Source organism: Endozoicomonas sp. 8E (assembly GCF_032883915.1).
GTDB lineage: Bacteria > Pseudomonadota > Gammaproteobacteria > Pseudomonadales > Endozoicomonadaceae > Endozoicomonas_A.
The window spans coordinates 4,858,563-4,876,686 of sequence record NZ_CP120717.1; the positions used below are offsets into that span (position 1 = coordinate 4,858,563).

The window sequence follows — 18,124 nt, forward strand, 5'->3', positions numbered from 1 at the left end:
GAATCGATACACCGTGAAAAATGGACTCTACCGCATGGGCTAAGATATGGGTTCCCACGCAGCAGCATGAGAACCAGAGTTTTAAACACCCACCTTAAAACGAGGATTATCTCCTCTTATATTCAGGCTGATCTGCAAAATCCTCCTCAATTAACAACAGATCATCACCATTAGTAAAGCCACGATTTTTAACCTTCACAAAAGACCCATTTGAGTCCATGAATGAAATAGTTGCTCCAACAATGCTGTTATGAACCTGCATGTCATTTGGCAGCAGATCCGGATCAATCATAGCCACAGGCATTGGCACAAAGCTGGACACATGAGTGCCATAACCATAACGGGCAGCGCCACGGATAGTGGTTACGTCTTCTTCACCATTTTCACCGCCGACCAGCAGATCCAGACCCAGGGTTCTGATTAAAGGATCTGTACCACCCAGAGGCATTTCATCACTCTGGTTTACAATCACAAAGTCACCCGGATTGTATTCATTACCCTCTGTCGCCAGAGCAATACCAAGACCCAGTATATTCAGATCATTTGAACCATCACCGACAGCCTCTGTCAGCAGAATGGGCTCATCGGGATATTGAGCCAGCACTCTGGCATAACTGATTGGATCGGAAGGGTCAGTGATGGCCTGAGAAGCAATCTCGGCCGCGCTTTCGTAGGCTACCCAGACTTGCTCTTCAAATTCAGCAAAGTCGGTCGGCGCTGAGTTACCCATGGCAGCACTGGCGGCCAGCACATCATTAGCCAGTTGAAGTATCTGTTCATCGGTAATCTGCTCAGGCTGGGTCAGATCAACATCTTCCAAGCCATTGCGATACTCATCGGTTTTATCCAGAGCAGTCACTTTCTCATCCTTCGAAAGCTGTCTTACAGGATCATATAAACCCAGTTTTTCAGCCATAAATAAACGGAAAGCGGCAGAGTGCAGAATGTCTTCTTTCAACTCTGGCAGTAAAACGGGAGACTGCATCAATACAGTGGCTACACCTGCACCGGGTACATTCAATGTTGTCGTCTTCAGATCCAGCTGCTCTTTGTAACCGGGAATATTCTCCTGAGCATCTTTGATCATTCCAGAAATAATAGTGCTGTGAATCCCCCCCAGTGACCCCCCTAGCATGTGCACATTATTGGTATCGAGAAGTATATTACCCTGATCGTCCTCTACACCATTGGCTATCGCCATTCGAATGCCCACATAATCCAGGGCAGACTGCCACATAAAACCACGGGTGGTTAACAGATTTTCAGGGCTGGCATAGTCAGTCCGACGCACCGAAGCGTCCAGATCGGCGACACCGTCGCCATCAATATCCACCACTCTGTCACCGTGCAGGGGATGATCGATGGCAACCACAGCATAACCGGACCCAACCAGTTGTTCAGCAAACAGTTCAGCCTCATCTTTTGAACTACCGAAGCCATGGCTATGCATAACCACTTTAAATCCAGCCTCGGGAACTTCACCAACAGGTAGATAGATTCTGGCATTTATGGCATTTTGATCAGGCTCTCTAAAGACCCGAATATCAGAAGCATTGTTGGCATTTATAGGCGTACCGTCGTTTGTCTGAAAATAACTGAAAGCACCTGAACAGAATTCCTGTGGTGCTACCCTGTATTCATTGAAGTTTTCAGGATGACTGTCATGGCTGCCGCCTTCCTGCATACTATCAACATATTCATTGTAATCACAGTTCATCCCCATCTCAGGTGTGTCCAGATAGGCTGGCAAGTTGATGGTCGCAGAGAAAACCCGATATTCAGGGATTTCTGTCGACTCTGGTTCCGGAATTGATACGCCTTCCTTCTCCAGCAGATCAGAAAACTCATTAACCAGCGTATTTTTCTCAGTACCTGTTAGAACAGCCTCTGCTACTAAATTTGTGATTTTGGTTTCTGATGAGTACTCACTAAGGTAGTTTTCGACAACGGGTCGAATTACGCTGATATTGCTGCCCGTAGTAAAATCAGCTGCATAAAGAATGCTGCTATCAGAAATACCAGCGCCTTCCAACTGATCAATAACTTCTTGCAAATGCAGCCCCATTTCATCATTACTGCTTAATAGCTGCTTATAAGCAGATGATGCCTGCAAGGGTCGACCATGAACGTCCTGAACGCCCGTTGTCAGAGCGACAAAATAGCGGCTAGCTTCATCAAAGGGCTTCAGAGGCTCGATATTGATAGTGCCAGCTTTTGCCAGAATCGCCCGGAAATCTTTATTCCAATCCAGCTCTTTAAGGGAAGCATCATCACTTTTCCGGAACATTTTAATGCTGCCCTCGAAAGTAGCAGGATCAATACTGGGCGAACCGCCTGACTCTTCCGGAGCCTTGGCAAATTCCAGAACCACAGGCACTGATGTACCCCAGCCCTGCTGAGTGCCGTAGTAGTTCCAGAATGTATTGGGGCTATCTTTCGGATTATGAACCCAGTCTGTCTCTCCGGGTACTTTCAGCGTGCCATCTTCATCAAATCCGGCAATATCATTGGGGTAAGGAATAACACCATTGGCCGGATCAAACTTTAACGTCTGGGGTTGCAGTGTCACTTCTTCAACATCGTCATTTAGAACATCATCACAGCCTGCCAGCAATATCACGGGTAGAGTCAATGAAATAGCTTTGGCTAAACGAGTGTATTGCATCATTTTTCCCTTGTAATTATTTTTCATCATTCTCGGCGAGGGGGTATTTAAATAAGCTTTATTAACAAGAATTTTTGATCTCAGTTCGCCCGTGACTGTTCGCACTTTCATCTTTACAGAAAGGAAACGAACAAGAGCGATAAAAGGATCAATTAACAGCAGAAAGGATATTGAATTAAAACAATTGACTTAACCCGAAAAAGCATAAAAAAACAATTCATTGACTCAGGTCACCTTATTAAAGAGCCTCGGTTTTGTTTTTGTTACTCAATATTTCAGCCTATTAACAAAACAATCTAACTAAATAAGAAGCTAAATATTCTACATTAATCCTACTGGGTCAAAAACATTAATTTGATGAATAACAAAAGGCAGTTCAACTCGTTTATACGCTCCAGAGGCTATCGCAAAAGTGCTGTCCTTCGTCAATAGGACGTTAACAAGTAGCTTAGCTTTGCCTGCTACGTTGTTCAGCCTCTCTGCGTGGGAATGCATTCAGCCGATAAACGATATTGACAACTTGAGAGAAACCCCGGCTCCGGAGCTGGAGTATGTGAACGCAGGTTTTTACAACACTCTATTTCATAGGGTGATCTATTCTTTCTTCCTGAAACCGGATAGCAAGGATAGAATTATTAAACACCCACTCTTTGTAGCACCATTTTTGCTGTTCCTGTCATTGTCTGCCATCTGTCAGGCCAAACCGGTGACAAGAAGTTTGGTGGTCGAGTTTGAACAGCATACAGACTTTCAAAAACAGAGCCTCTCTATAAAGCTTGAACGGCACTGCCCATCATCAGACATCACCGACTCAAGCAGCTATGCAGAAGCAGGTTCACCGCCTGATGACAAACCACAGAGACCCGATGGTGATGGGGCAAAAACGCCCCTTATTGAGTCGATTTCCTGGCCATTGCTTTTCGCCACTCATATGTTGGTTGATTACAAACTGACCCTGACCATCAAAAAGGCTCCCTTGAGATCCCCTTTTTCACGGCTATCTCCAGAAGTGATTGCATTAGTCGGTTGGCTTTTGAAAAGCTATTGGAACCCCGATTCACCTCTGTTTAACGCGATAGAACAACAGGCACCGAGTCACAATCACCCACATCCGTCCATTACTGTAATGTTTGGCTCCGGACACGACCAACATCAATACCAGCCGTCAGAATCGTCCGACCAGCAAGCCCCGCAAACCAACACCCGCACTGCAGGCTCTTTTATTGCCCCTCAGAATACTGACTATCGGGGCGGTAACCAAGGCCCTCATCAATACTCACATACTTTTGGTTTAAATTGTTTCATCCATCCCTGTCATGGCGCTTGTCAATTCCGACCATTATTCGATCGCGGGGGGGGCGCAGAACGGACGCTGAATATCGAAGAAATTTCGATAGCCGAAAATAGCTTATGCCCTCACTTGGTCTATGGATACTGCTTTATTTGCATGGATCATTTTGATCCTCCAAACACTACACATTCTCAAAACAACTCAATTTTCACGGTATTAGGTAATTGCCCTGACACTCCAATTTTATTTGATTCTTATCAAGTATTTGAGGCAGGGGCGCATGACATTGATGTCAACCCGGCTAATAACTGCAACCTTATAGACGGGGTCGCCCTGGACGGGGTCGCTTTAGACTCAACGATCGCAGGGGCCGCCTATACAACTGCGTCTTCCGGGCCAGTCAGTGATGACCTGGCAACGCCAGAGAATGATTGCCTTGCTCTCGTCGCGACTGCCTACTGCCAACAAGCTCTGTCGGGTCACAAAAGCAAATACCACCACGGACAATTCATCTGTGACATGATCGTGGCCACAGAGGATGGCTATCTCCGGCAATGCGGAAAGATCTTCAAGAACTCTCCAACCCTGTCGGCTCACAAAAGCAAAGTTCACACCGGGCAAAAAACCTGTGACGTGACCGTGGTCAGGGACGATGGCCAGCCTGGTCCATGCGGTACGGTCTGCAAGAACGCTCAAAACCTGTGGGATCACAAAAACAAACATCACTCTGGGCAAAAAATCTGTGACACGATCGTGGCCGGAGAGGATGGTCAGTCGCATCCATGCGGCAAGGTCTGCATACATGCTCGCTCCCTGCGGGATCACAGAAGAAGATACCACAGCGTGCAAAAAACCTGTGACCTAACCGTGGTTGGGGAAGATGGCCAGCCGCAGCCATGCGGGACGCTCTGCAAAAGTGTTCAAGTCTTGTCAGATCACAAAAGAAGACACCATACCGTGCAACAAACCTGTGGCGAAATCGTGATCGGAGAGGATGGCCAGACGCAACTATGCGGAAAGATCTGCAAGAACGGTAAGGCCCTGTCAGATCACAAAGTCGGATACCACACCGGACAAAAAACCTGTGACGCAGCAGTGCCCGGGGAGGATGGTCAGCTGCAGCAATGTGCAACGGTCTGCAGGAATGCTCGCGCCCTCCTGGATCACAAAAGAATAAAACACACCGGGCAACAAACCTGTGACGTAAAAGTGAACAGGAAGGATGGCCAGCCTCAACCATGCGGGACGGTCTGCAAGAACCTTAAAGTACTGTCGGATCATAAAAGAAGAGAGCACACCGGCCAACAAACCTGTTACGAAAAGGTGGCTGGGAAGGATGGCCAACTGCGGCCATGCGGAAAGATCTCTAAGAATGCTCAAGCACTTTGTTGTCATAAAAGAGTACATCGAAAGCGCAAAAATGTTGACGTATTCAAGAACGATGAATTCAACAATCCAGAAGGTAAAGTGCACAAGTAACAGCCTGATCTCCGCCCCTTCGAGGCTATTGTATGGGAACCAAAGCCTACGACACCCGAAGCAGGGGGGGGGGCGGATGATGACTGAGCCCGGAAAGCAACATTGAGACATCTCTTTAATTGCATACGGATTCTGACCAGATTTTTTTATCCACCACTACCCTAAAAGTCAGTTCTTACTGAGAATCACCATCATAACCAACCCAGACTTTAATATGATTGCCATCATTGTCTTTGTCATTATCAATGGTCAATAATTCCTGAGGGTCCAAAGTAGGTTCTGGCACTGATGAGTTTTTCTAAAGGAGCCGTCCGATTATTACCCGGTGAGGCCCCTTGTAGCTAGCTCAAGATATACTTTCGCTGCCCCCTCTTCATGCTTCAGGTCATGGTATATACTCGTTCACCCTCGTTGTCGTACAAGGCGACAGTGCCACACATGGCGACCCGGTAGCCCTCGTAATACAGTAGGTTTGCTCCATCCAGACCAATTACTCACTCAGTTAACCAGGATTACGCCCCTTATTGGCAGCAATTCTCAGCCTCAATGCATTCAGCTTAATAAAGCCTTCAGCATCTGCCTGATTATAAGCACCGGCATCATCTTCAAAGGTGGCAATATTCTCATCAAACAGGGAGTCATCAGACTGACGACCAACAACCGTTACATTACCTTTATAGAGCTTCAGACGTACGACACCATTCACGCAACTCTGGCTTTCATCAATCATCTTCTGAAGCATCTCACGCTCGGGAGACCACCAGTAACCGTTGTAAATCAGTTTCGCATACTTGGGCATCAGTTCGTCTTTCAGGTGTGCCACTTCACGATCTAGAGTAATGGATTCGATCGCCCTGTGCGCTTTCAGCATGATGGTTCCACCCGGAGTCTCGTAGCAACCACGGGACTTCATACCGACATAACGGTTCTCAACGATGTCCAGGCGACCCACACCACTCTCTCCACCTACCTTGTTCAGGTAAGTCAAAACGGTGGCGGGTGTCATTTCCTGACCATCGATGGCAACGATATCACCATTCTTATAGGTCAGCTCAATATACAGTGGCTGATCCGGGGCATTTTCCGGAGATACACTCCAGCGCCACATATCTTCTTCGGCTTCAGCCCATGGATCTTCCAGGACTCCGCCTTCGTATGAAATGTGCAGCAAGTTAGCATCCATAGAATAAGGAGACTTACCTTTCTTCTTCTCAACCTGAATACCGTGCTCTTCACAATAGGCCAGCAGTTTTTCACGGGAATTCAGATCCCACTCACGCCAGGGAGCTATTACCTGCACGCCTGGCTTCAGAGCATAAGCGCCCAGTTCAAAACGCACCTGGTCATTACCCTTGCCGGTAGCACCATGGGAGATAGCATCGGCTCCCGTCTCATTGGCAATTTCAATCAGTCGCTTGGAAATAAGAGGACGGGCAATAGAAGTACCCAGCAGGTACTCGCCTTCATAGATGGTATTGGCCCGGAACATCGGAAACACAAAATCCCGAACAAACTCTTCACGCAGATCTTCGATATAGATCTCTTTAATGCCCAGTGCCTCTGCTTTGGCTCTGGCAGGCTCAACTTCTTCACCCTGCCCCAGATCCGCGGTAAATGTAACAACTTCACACTGATAAGTATCTTCCAGCCATTTGGCAATGACTGAGGTATCCAGTCCACCCGAATAGGCCAGTACCACTTTTTTGATCTCTTTCACCGTGCACTCCCAATTCCCGATACGGTAAAACCTGATTTATAGAAGAGTATTGATGATCCAAAACTGGAAATCAATATTTATTCAATAAATCCACATATTAATTCAATATTTCCATTTTTTATGGCTACCTCTTAACTCTGAAAGCCCGATGTGGAAATCACCCAACTGACTTCGGATAGCCACAGAGCGGACAACATTATTCTCGAATACTTCCCTATTTTCCAGACCGGAAAATCTCACAAGCAGTTTACCTGAACTGATAAAAACCGAAAATGTGCAAACAGCTGAAAACCAACGCCTTTGAAGTCCTGCAAATTGATCGAAGGGTTTGATCTGAACGGTAAATATTACTACCAAGCCTGCATGATTTTAGATACGATGCTAGCCCGGTGAGGAGGGTCTCCTGAACTCTCCAACCTACTCCATTTTATTCACGTGCTTTTTTGATCATCCTGTGCTGTATTTAGCCGACTCATGATAAAAACACGATTAAACTGTTGCTATCCAGCAATCAACCTTTCTTTTCTGGATCAGGTACTCTTTGGAAGATGACGCAAATGCCCATAGCGAAAGAAAAGCTCTCCCTGACACGCCCTGATGATTGGCATATCCATCTGAGAGACGACGCAGCCTTGGCTGAAACAGTGCGTTCTGCAGCCAGAAATTTTACCCGCGCTATTGTTATGCCTAACCTTCGTCCGCCGGTGCTGAACGCCGATGATGCTGCAGCCTACAAGGCCCGAATTCTTGAGCATTCGCCTGCTGGCAGTCAGTTTGAACCATTGATGACACTGTACCTGACGGATAACACCACCCCCGAAATGGTTCGTGAAGCCAAAGCCAGAGGCGATGTCAAAGCTCTGAAGCTCTATCCAGCCGGAGCGACCACCAACTCTGACTCAGGTGTCACTGATATCAACAACATTGAAGAAAGTCTGAAAGCCATGGCTGAGGTTGGCCTGCTACTGCTGGTGCATGCTGAAGTCACTGACAAAGACATTGATATCTTCGATCGTGAAAAAGTTTTCATTGATCGTTACCTGCGAGACATTACTCTTCGGCACCCTGACCTGAAAGTAGTAATGGAACACATTACCACCGCTGATGCGGTCGAATTTGTCAAAAGCAGCCACAGCAATGTAGCCGCCACGATAACTGCACATCACCTGCTTTACAATCGCAACGATATGCTGGCAGGGGGTATTCGTCCTCATTACTACTGTCTGCCAATACTGAAGCGTAATAGCCACCAGCAGGCCCTGCTGGAAGCCGCAACCAGTGGCAATCCGAAGTTTTTCCTGGGCACCGACTCTGCACCTCATACGGTAGATGCAAAAGAAACCTCCTGTGGCTGTGCAGGTTGCTACACCGCACCGGCGGCTCTGGAATTGTATACTGAAGCCTTTGAGAGCATGAATGCACTGGATAAACTGGAGGGATTTGCCAGCCACTTTGGTCCGGATTTTTACGGTCTACCCAGAAACCAGGCTTCCGTAACCTTGATTAAAGAAGAATGGCAATTGCCAGAGTCCATCCCCCTGGGTGACAATCGGGTGATTCCTCTGCGCGCAGGCGAAACCCTGAACTGGCGCTTACAAACCCAGGACTAACATTGAAGACCGGAAGGTTAGCCCTCAGGAGGCCGACTTTCCACTGACTCTGAATGAATTAAGGAGATTCCGTGGTCGATGATAGCCATTTGATGGCCAACCGCTTTCGTGGTTTTTTGCCTGTTGTGGTAGATGTAGAAACCGGAGGTTTCAATTCCGCCACCGACGCCCTGCTGGAAATTGCGGCAGTGGTCATTGAAATGGATGAAAGCGGCTATGTGCACCCCGGTAAGCCTCAGTCTTTCCATATCAAACCGTTTGAAGGCGCCAATATTGAACAGGCGGCGATAGAGTTTATCGGCATTGATCCCTTCCACCCACTTCGCATTGCCACTGAAGAGGAGCAGGCGCTGAACGGTATCTTCAAAACAGTACGCAAGGAGGTAAAAAAGCAGGGTTGTAACCGGGCAGTACTGGTGGGTCACAATGCATCATTTGACCTTGGCTTTTTGATGGCCGCAGCAGAGCGCTGTGATATCAAACGCAACCCTTTTCATCCATTCTCCTGCTTTGATACAGCCACCCTGTCTGGATTGGCTTACGGTCAGACCGTGCTGGCCAGAGCCTGTGAAGCTGCAGAGATTCATTTCGATAAGGGTGAAGCCCACTCTGCCCGTTATGACACAGAGAAAACTGCCGAGCTATTTTGCTCTATCGTCAACCGCTGGAAGGATCTGGGCGGCTGGTTATAAAGAAGCTTGTAATGCCGTTGCTGTGTTCGCCTGATTTGATGACCCCGATGCCTCCTTGCAACTGGGTACTGTTTTTTATGACTGGACCGAGTATCACAAGAGCGATGTGATTGATGGGTATGGAGTAGCGGGCAAATCGTTTCCGGAATTTTGAGAGAGTGGCTTATGGCAACCACTCGACCAAATCATCAGGGCTGAGTCAATCTCATGGTGTGAAATTGATCATAAATACTCAACCATACGAAATCATTGATGGCGAAATTCCGGATATCCTGTTTATTCTTCCTGCCCGGGCTGGTTCATTTCCAGCAAATCAATATTCATTTTCATCCACAGCAGAGTAGCAGCCAGATTGGCGTTATTATTGCGGATTCCATCATTGCCGGACAACAAACCCCTGGTTTCATCAACCACCTGGTCTACCTCTTTTTGTCGTTCTTCAGGGAATCTCTCAAGCAATCGCTTTAGACGCTGCTGCCCTTGGGTCAGATGTGCAAACCTCTGAGGAAACTGACGCAATTGATAAAACTTAAACAAGCCTGGTTCCAGCCCCACTGCAGTCCAGGTTTGCAGCGACATAAGAATAAGGGTACTCAGGTCATGTGCAAGTGCAGGTTTATCTGCTGTGTCCGTAAAATTCTTAATCTCCCCGTTGACTCGCAATCGACCAAGTTGCTCAATATTCACGTCATACGTTATTTGCAAAAAAAACTTGACCATATCGTCATTAGTAAGAGGTTCTTTGTCCACATAATAACCGTTACCAGCCAACATGGGGAATTCCAACAATGTTTTCAGGTCGTGTAACATGAATGACTCGCTGCAAAAGCCAATATCTTGACGTCCAGGCAGAAAGTAAAACCGGGAATCAGTAAAGCCATGATATTTTAACGCCAGTGTTAAAGCTAAACCGACAAGATGTGCCAGAGATGAATAAACCTGATCTTCGTAGTAACGCTTAAAAACACTTAAACTATCAACGACAAAAACACGATAACATCCTCCAGCATTTTTCCGGATAGAAAAGACGCTAACGTGACCCGTTTGATCCTGAAAAATAAAATTTTTAGTTTGATCTGTTGCCATTAACGGTAGCTGGGTAATAAATAACCCAATCAGCTGCTGAAGACACTGAGAGCTGCCAAGATAAGCTTGTACAAACTTTATAGTGAGCGGGTTAGCAGCATTCTCAATTTTCTCAATTAACGCCTGTTTGGTCATCTCTTGAGGTAAAACAAGCCCCAGTACATCTTTGGCAAATGATCTGATTAAATCTTCTGGCAGGCTCTCAAACCAGGGATATTCAAGTAAAACCTGTGATATTTCACCTTTTTCCAGCTTGCCAGGAAAATGGTTCTTGAGCAGCCTCAGAATAGCTCTCCAACGGTATCCAGCGCTCTCCAGGGAACCCTTCTCCTTCAAAAGATTGGGGGATTTGGCATACAGTCTTTCCAATTCTGCATAAAAGTCATCAATATTTTTTTTCTGATCCATTATTTTCAATGACTTTTCAGCGGCCTTGAGTATTTGTTTCAGTTTTTCAAGATGCCTGGCATGACTCTCATCGTTACCGGAAGCCGATGCTGACGCGGCACCAGAGCCTGAGGAACCTGAAGAGCCAGAATTGCCTTGCCCTTTATGACTTTGTTTTTTACTCTGACGCTCTTGCTGCGGAGGCGGAGATTTACCTTCAGTTTTAGACTGTTCCTTGTTTTCGTCGCCATAACGGTTTAATTCGAATGGATAGCCAGTAAACATCGTACCTTTATCCGGATGAAGCCCACCCCCTTCAGAGACAGGGAAACTGATTATCGAACCTTTTTTCCCCTTATGTAACAGCAACAGCGGAACGACGTTAGATTTTAGTAGACGAATAGGATCAGCCACGAAAGAAGAAAGAATCGCATCGACACCGCTGCCGGAAACGAATGATGACGTGAGAGGAACTGAAGCCTGACTACTACCCGACAAAAGCAGGATAGGCACAATAAAGACAAAAGTCATAAAACACCTGAGCTTCAAGTAGAGATAAAGAGATCATTCTAGACAAGAAACTCAGATTTTCCTTACTCCGGAATATTTACATCGTTCGAGAAGTTTTCTCGCAATAAAAATGAACACAACTTGGGCATTTACCGCAATATCACAAGTAGAATCTGAGATTTCCAGTCTCAGATTTAGCCAAAATACGACTTTGTAAACCTAATTCTCAGTGTTTTTGACTGACTCATAAGAGCTTTGGCTTGATGGACCTGATGCCTCCTGGAAACCGGGTACCGTTTTTATGACTGGGCCGGGTATCACGAGAGCGATGTAATTGATGGATATGAGTGGCGGGTGAATCGGTACCACATTTTTGAGAGAGTTGCTTATGGCAACCACTCAAACAAGTCATCAAGGCTGAGTTAATTTCACAGTATGAAATTGATCATAGCCATTGATGGCGAATTTCCTGATATCTTTTTTATTTTTCCTGCCCGGGACGATTCATATCCAGCAACTCAATATTCATTTTCATCCACAGCAGAGTAGCGGCCAGATTAGTGTTGTTATTGCAGATTCCATCATTGCCGGACAACAAGCCCCGTGTTTCATCAACTACCTGATCAACCTCTTTTTGTCGTTCTTCAGGGAATTTCTCAAGCAATCGCTTCAGTCGCTGCTGTCCTTGGGTCAGATAGGCAAACCTCTGAGGAAACTGACGCAACTGATAAAATTTAAACAAATCTGGTTCCAGACCCATTGAACTCCAGGTATGGAGCGACATAATAATAAGGGTGCTCAGGTCATGTGCATTAAGTGCAGGTTTATCTGCTGTGTCCGTAAAATACTTAATCTCCCCATTGACTCGCAATCGACCGAGTTGCTCAGCCGGGTCATACGTTATGTTGAAAAAAAACCTGAACATATTGTCATTAGCAAGAGGTTCTTTGTCCACATAATAACCGTTACCAGCCAACATGGGAAACTCTAACAATGTTTTCAGGTCGTGTAACATGAATGTCTCACTGCCAAGGTTACAATATTGACATTGACGTTCAGGCAGGAAGTAAAACCGGGAATCAGTAAAGCCATGATATTTTAACGCCAGTGTCAAAGCTAAAGTGACAAAATGTGCCAGGGGCGAATAAACTTGACCTTCGTTGTAGCGCTTAAAAACTCTTAAACTATCAACGACAAAAACACGATAACGCCCTTTAGCATTTTTCCGGATAAAAAAAACGTTAACGTGACTCGTATGATCCTGAAAAATAAACTTTTTAGATTCACCTGTTGCCATTAGCGGTAGCTGGGTTATAAATAACCCAATCAGCTGTTGAAGACACTGAGGGTGGCCCAGATGAGTTTGCATATACCATAGAGTTATCGGACTGACAGAATTCACAATGAAGTGAACTAACGTCTCTTTGGGCACCCCCTGTGGTAATGCACTTTCTGGGAGCACATTTCTGGCAAGTAATCTGATTAATTCTTCTGGCAGGTCCTCAAAACCGGGATATTCGAGTAAAACGTGTGACATTTCACCTTCTTCCAGCTTGTCGGAAAAATGATGCTTGAGCAGCCTCAGAATCGCTTTCCAGCTGTATTCTCTGTTCACCAGTGAGCCCTTTTCCTCGAGAAGATGAGGGGATGCCACATACAACCTTTTCAATTCTGCAAGAAAGTCATCAATATTTTTTTTCTGATCCATTGTTTTCAATGACTTTTCAGCAGCCTTGAGTATTTCTTTCAGTTTTTCAAGATGCCTGGCATGACTCTCATCGTTGCCGGAAGCCGATGCTGATGCGGCACCAGTGCCTGAGGAACCTGAAGAGCCAGAACTGCCTTGCCCTTTATCGCTTTGCTTTTTGCTTTGTTGCTCTTGCTGCGATGGTGGAGATTTACCGTCGGTTTTACACTGTTCCTTGTTTTCGTTGCCATAACGGTTTAATTGGAATGGATAGCCAGTAAATGTCGTACCTTTATTCGGCTGCAACCCATCCCTTTCAGAGACAGGCAAACTGATTATTGAGCCTTTTTTACTCTTTTTTAACAGCAACAGAGGAGCAACGTTAGATTTTGGTAGACGAATGAGATCAGGTGAAAAAGAAGAAAGAATTGCATCGACACTGTCGCCGGAAACGAATGATGACGTGAGAGGAACTGAAGCCTGACTACTGAACGACAAAAGCAGTATAGTCAGAATAAAGACGATAGTCATAAAATACCGGAGCTTCAAGTAAAGATAAAAAGATCATTCTAGAAAAGAAACTCAGATTTTGCTGATTCCATGATATTTAAATCGTTCGAGAAATTCACTCAGGTTAAAAATGAGTACAATTTGAGTATTTACCCCACTATCACAAGCGGAATCTGAGATTTCCAGTCTCAGAGTTAGCTAAAAGACGACTTTGAACACCTGAGTGGCGGGTGAAGCGGTACCGGAATTTTTGAGAGAGTTGTTTATGGCAGCCACTCAAACAAGTCATCAAGGCTGAGTTAATTTCATGGTATGAAATAGAACGCAGCATTAATGATGAAATTCCAGGTATCTTGTTTATTCTTCCTGCCCGGGACGGTCGTTCATTTCCAGTAACTCAATATTCATTTTCATCCACATTAAAGTAGCAGCCAGATTATCGTTGTTAATGCCGACTTCACCATTGCCGGACAACAAGCCCCGTGTTTTATCAACGGCCCGGTCCACCTCTTTTTGTCGTTCTTCAGGGAATCTCTCAAGCAATCGCTTGAGACGCTGCTGCCCTCGGGTCAGATATGCAAACCTCAGAGGAAACTGACGCAACTGATAAAATTTAACCAAATCAGGTTCCAGCCCCGATACACTCCAATTTTCGAGCACCCTAAGAATAAGGATGTTCTGGTCATGTGTATTCAGTGAAGGTTTATCTGCTGTGTCCTTAAAATACTTAACCTCCCCATTGACTCGCAATCGGCCAAGTTGCTCAGCATCCGCAACAAACGTCATTCGCAAAAAAAACTTCACCATATTGTCATTAGTCAGGGGCTCCCGGTCTGAATAATAACCATTACCAGCCATCATGGGGAATTTCAACAATGTCTCCAGATCGTGCAACATGAATGACTCACAGCTAAAGCCACTACCTTGACGTCCAGGCAGGAAGTAAATCCGGGAATCAGTAAAGCCATGATGTTTTAACGCCAGTGTTAAAGCTAAACTAACAAAATGTGCCAAGGCAGAATAAACCTGACCTTCGTAATAACGCTTAAAAACACTCAAACTATCAACGACAAAAACACGATAAAGCCCCTTGGCATTTTTCCGGATAGAAAAAACGCTAACGTGACCCGCATGATCCTGAAAAATAACATTTTTAGATTCACCTGTTGCCATTAACGGCAGCTGGGTTATGAATAACCCAATCAGCTGTTGAAGACACTGGGGGTAGCCCAGATGGGTTTGCAGATATTTTAGAGCTAACGGGTCGACAGCATTCTCAATGAGGTCAACTAACTCCTGTTTGGGCAAACCTTCAGGTAATGAAAGCTCCGAAAGCCCTTCTTTGGCAAATAATCTGATTACTTTATCTGGCAGGCTCGCAAGACTCGGATATTCAAGTAAAACGTGTGACATTTCACCTTCTTCCAGTTCCCTGGGAAAATGATGCTTCAGTAGGCTCAAAATCGCTTTCCAACGGTATTCACCTCTCTCCAGAGAACCCTTCTCCTCCAAAATCTCAGGGCATGCCGCATACAATCTTTCCAATTCTGCATTAAAGTCCTCAATATTTTTTTTCTGATCCATTGTTTTCAATGACTTTTCAGCAGCTTTGAGTATTTCTTTCAGTTTCTCAAGATGCCTGGCATGACGCTCATCGTTGCCGGAAGCCGATGCTGATGCGCCACCAGAGCCTGAGGAACCAGAAGGGCCAGAACTGCCTTGCCCTTTATCGCTTTGCTTTTTGCTGTGTTGCTCTTGCTGCGATGGTGGAGATTTACCATCGGTTTTAGACTTTTCCTTGTTTTCGTTGCCATAACGGTTTAATTGGAATGGATAGCCAGTAAACGTCGTACCTTTATTCGGCTGCAGCTCATCCCTTTCAGAGACAGGCAAACTGATTATCGAGCCTTTTTTACCCTTTTGTAACAGCAACAGCGGAGCAACGTTAGATTTTGGTAGACGAATGGGATCAGGCAAGAAAGAAGAAAGGATTGTGTCGACACTGTCGCCGGAAACGAATGATGAAGTGAGAGGAACTGAAGCCTGACTACTATACGACAAAAGCAGTATAGAAAGAATAAAAACAAAAGTCATAAAATACCGGAGCTTCAAGTAAAGATAAAAAGATCATTCTAGACAAGAAACTCAGATTTTTCTGACTCCATGATATTTAAATCGTTCGAGAAATTCACTCAGGTTAAAAATGAGTGCAATTTGAGTATTTACCCCACTATCACAAGCGGAATCTGAGATTTCTAGTCTTAGAGATAGCCAAAAGACGACTTTGGACACCTGAGTGGCAAGTGAAGCGTTACCGGAATTTTTGTCAGAGTTGCTTATGCCAACCACTTAAACAAGTCACGAAGGTTGAGTTAATTTCATGCTACGAAATTGATCATAACCCTTGATGGTGAAATTCCGGATATCTTGTTTATTCTTCCTGCCCGGTACTGTTGTTCATTTCCAGCAACTCAATATTCATTTTCATCCACAGCAGAGTAGCAGCCAGGTTAGCATCGTTATTGCAGACTCCATCATCGCCGGACAACAGGCCCCGTGTTTCATCAACTACCTGATCCACCTCTTTTTGCCGCTCTTCAGGGAAATTCTCAAGCAATCGCTTTAGTTGCTGCTGCCCTTCGGTCAGATGTGCAAACCTCTGAGGAAACTGACGCAACTGATAAAATTTAAACAAATCTGGTTCCAGCCCCATTGTACCCCAGGTGTGCAACGACATAATAATAAGGGTGCTTAGGTCATGTGCATTAAGTTCAGGTTTATCTGCTGTGTCCGTAAAATACTTAATCTCCCCATTGACTCGCAATCGACCGAGTTGCTCAGCACTCTCGTCAAATGTTATTTGCAACGAAAACATGGCTACTTTGTCATTAGGAATAGGTTCTTTATCCGCATAATAACCGTTACCAGTCACCATAGGGGATTGCAACAATGTTTCCAGGTCGTGCAGCATGAATGACTCAGAGCCAAAGTCACCAGCCTGACGTTGAGACAGGAAGTAAAATCTGGAATCAGTAAAGCCATGATATTTTAAAGCCAGTGCCAAAGCGAAAATGACAAAATGTGGCAGAGATGAATAGACCTGATCTTCGTAGCAACGCTTAACAACACTTAAACCATCAACGACAAAAACACGATAACGTCCTTTAGCATTTTTCCGGATAGAAAAAACACTAACTTGCCCTGTATGATCCTGAAAAATAAACTCTTTAGATTCACCCGTTGCCACTAAAGACAGCTGGGTTATAAATAGCCCAATCAGCTGCTGAAGACAATAGGGGTAGCCCAGATGAGCTTGTATATACCTCAGCATTGACGGGCTGACAGCATTCACAATGCTGTCAACTAACAACTGTTTGGACAAACTTTCAGCTAATGCAGGTTCTGTCAGCTTCTGTCTGGCAAAAAATCTGATCACTTCTTCTGGCAGGCTCGCCAGACCAGGATATTCAAGTAAAACGTGTGACATTTCACCTTTTTCCATCTTGTTGGGAAAATGAAGCTTAAGCAGCCTCAAAATCGCTTTCCAACGGTGTTCACCACTCTCCAGGGAGCCCTTCTCCTTCAAAATATCGGGGGATTCCGCATACAATCTTTTCAATTCTGCATGAAAGTCATCAATATTTTTTTTCTGATCCATTGTTTTCAATGACTTTTCAGCGGCTTTGAGGATTTCTTTCAGTTTTTCAAGATGCCTGGCATGACGCTCATCGTTGCCGGAAGCTGATGCTGATGCGGCACCAGAGCCTGAGGAGCCAGAACTGCCTTGCCCTTTCTCTCTTTGCTTTTTGCTTTGTTGCTCTTGCTGCGGTGGCGGAGATTTACCCCCGGTTTTAGACTGCTCCTTGTTTTCGTTGCCATAACGGTTTAATTCGAATGGGAAGCCAGTAAAACGGGTACCTTTATCCGGCTGCAGCCCACTCCCTTCAGAGACAAGTGAACTGATTATCGAACCTTTTTTACCCTTTTGTAACAGCAACAGCGTAGCAACATTTATTTTTGGTCGACGAATGGGATCAGGCAAGAAAGAAGACAGAATTGCTTCGACACCATCGCCGGAAACGAATGACAAAGTGTGAGGAACTGAAGCCTGACTACTACCCGACAAAAGCAGGATAGGCACAATAAAAACAAAAATCATAAAATACCGGAACTTCAAGTAAAGATAAAAAGATCATTCTAGAAAAGAAATTCAGATTTCGCCGACTCCAGGATATTTACATCGTTCGAGAAGTGCACTTACGTTCAAAAATGAGCACAATTTGAGTATTTACCGCAATATCACAAGTGGAATCTGAGAATTCCAGCCTTAGAGTTAGCCAAAATACGACTTTGGATACCTGATTTTCAGTACTTTTTGACTGTCTCAAAAGAGCTTTGGCTTGATGACCCTGATGCCTTATGACAAGCGGACACCGTTTTTTATGACTGGGCCGGTTAATACGAGAACAGTGTAATTCAGAGAGTAGCGG

9 protein-coding genes are annotated in these 18,124 nt (G+C 45.2%); 3 read left to right on the forward strand and 6 right to left on the reverse strand.

Features of this window, described 5'->3' with window-relative positions; genetic code table 11:
- Positions 1 to 106: 106 nt before the first annotated feature.
- A complete protein-coding gene (locus P6910_RS16440; RefSeq protein ID WP_317142357.1) occupies positions 107 to 2,668 on the reverse strand; it encodes a hypothetical protein in 2,562 nt (853 codons plus the stop codon).
- 550 nt (positions 2,669 to 3,218) lie between these two features.
- On the opposite strand from P6910_RS16440, the gene P6910_RS16445 reads away from it, so the two are divergent.
- Complete coding sequence (locus P6910_RS16445; protein ID WP_317142358.1) at positions 3,219 to 5,435, forward strand: hypothetical protein; 2,217 nt, start codon at positions 3,219 to 3,221, stop codon at positions 5,433 to 5,435.
- Positions 5,436 to 5,937: 502 nt separating this feature from the next.
- On the opposite strand, the gene P6910_RS16450 is transcribed toward P6910_RS16445, so the two are convergent.
- Complete coding sequence (locus P6910_RS16450) at positions 5,938 to 7,152, reverse strand: argininosuccinate synthase (protein ID WP_317142359.1); 1,215 nt, start codon at positions 7,150 to 7,152, stop codon at positions 5,938 to 5,940.
- A 557-nt stretch (positions 7,153 to 7,709) separates the two neighbouring features.
- Here P6910_RS16450 and pyrC point away from each other — a divergent pair.
- A complete protein-coding gene (gene pyrC, locus P6910_RS16455) occupies positions 7,710 to 8,762 on the forward strand; it encodes a dihydroorotase (protein ID WP_317142360.1) in 1,053 nt (350 codons plus the stop codon).
- A 92-nt stretch (positions 8,763 to 8,854) separates the two neighbouring features.
- Positions 8,855 to 9,454, forward strand: a complete 600-nt coding sequence (rnt, locus tag P6910_RS16460) for a ribonuclease T (protein WP_317146564.1) — start codon at positions 8,855 to 8,857, stop codon at positions 9,452 to 9,454.
- Positions 9,455 to 9,730: 276 nt separating this feature from the next.
- Here the strand turns inward: rnt and P6910_RS16465 are convergent, their stop codons facing one another.
- The 4 genes from P6910_RS16465 to P6910_RS16480 form a co-directional block, all read right to left on the reverse strand.
- Positions 9,731 to 11,458 (reverse strand): hypothetical protein, encoded by a 1,728-nt coding sequence (locus P6910_RS16465; protein WP_317142361.1) that lies wholly within the window; start codon positions 11,456 to 11,458, stop codon positions 9,731 to 9,733.
- A 460-nt stretch (positions 11,459 to 11,918) separates the two neighbouring features.
- Positions 11,919 to 13,655, reverse strand: coding sequence for a hypothetical protein (locus tag P6910_RS16470; RefSeq protein WP_317142362.1), 1,737 nt, complete (start codon positions 13,653 to 13,655; stop codon positions 11,919 to 11,921).
- Between the two features lie 336 nt (positions 13,656 to 13,991).
- A complete protein-coding gene (locus P6910_RS16475) occupies positions 13,992 to 15,566 on the reverse strand; it encodes a hypothetical protein (protein WP_317142363.1) in 1,575 nt (524 codons plus the stop codon).
- A 499-nt stretch (positions 15,567 to 16,065) separates the two neighbouring features.
- The gene (locus tag P6910_RS16480; RefSeq protein WP_317142364.1) at positions 16,066 to 17,793 is read right to left on the reverse strand and encodes a hypothetical protein; all 1,728 of its coding nucleotides are present in this window, start codon (positions 17,791 to 17,793) and stop codon (positions 16,066 to 16,068) included.
- Between the last annotated feature and the right edge of the window lie 331 nt (positions 17,794 to 18,124).

Bases quoted from the DNA above. Each gene is read 5' to 3' on its own strand.
- P6910_RS16440 (WP_317142357.1), bottom strand. From the start codon at position 2,668: ATGATGCAATACACTCGTTTAGCCAAAGCTATTTCATTGACTCTACCC.
- pyrC (WP_317142360.1), top strand. From the start codon at position 7,710: ATGCCCATAGCGAAAGAAAAGCTCTCCCTGACACGCCCTGATGATTGG.
- rnt (WP_317146564.1), top strand. From the start codon at position 8,855: ATGGCCAACCGCTTTCGTGGTTTTTTGCCTGTTGTGGTAGATGTAGAA.
- P6910_RS16465 (WP_317142361.1), bottom strand. From the start codon at position 11,458: ATGACTTTTGTCTTTATTGTGCCTATCCTGCTTTTGTCGGGTAGTAGT.
- P6910_RS16470 (WP_317142362.1), bottom strand. From the start codon at position 13,655: ATGACTATCGTCTTTATTCTGACTATACTGCTTTTGTCGTTCAGTAGT.
- P6910_RS16480 (WP_317142364.1), bottom strand. From the start codon at position 17,793: ATGATTTTTGTTTTTATTGTGCCTATCCTGCTTTTGTCGGGTAGTAGT.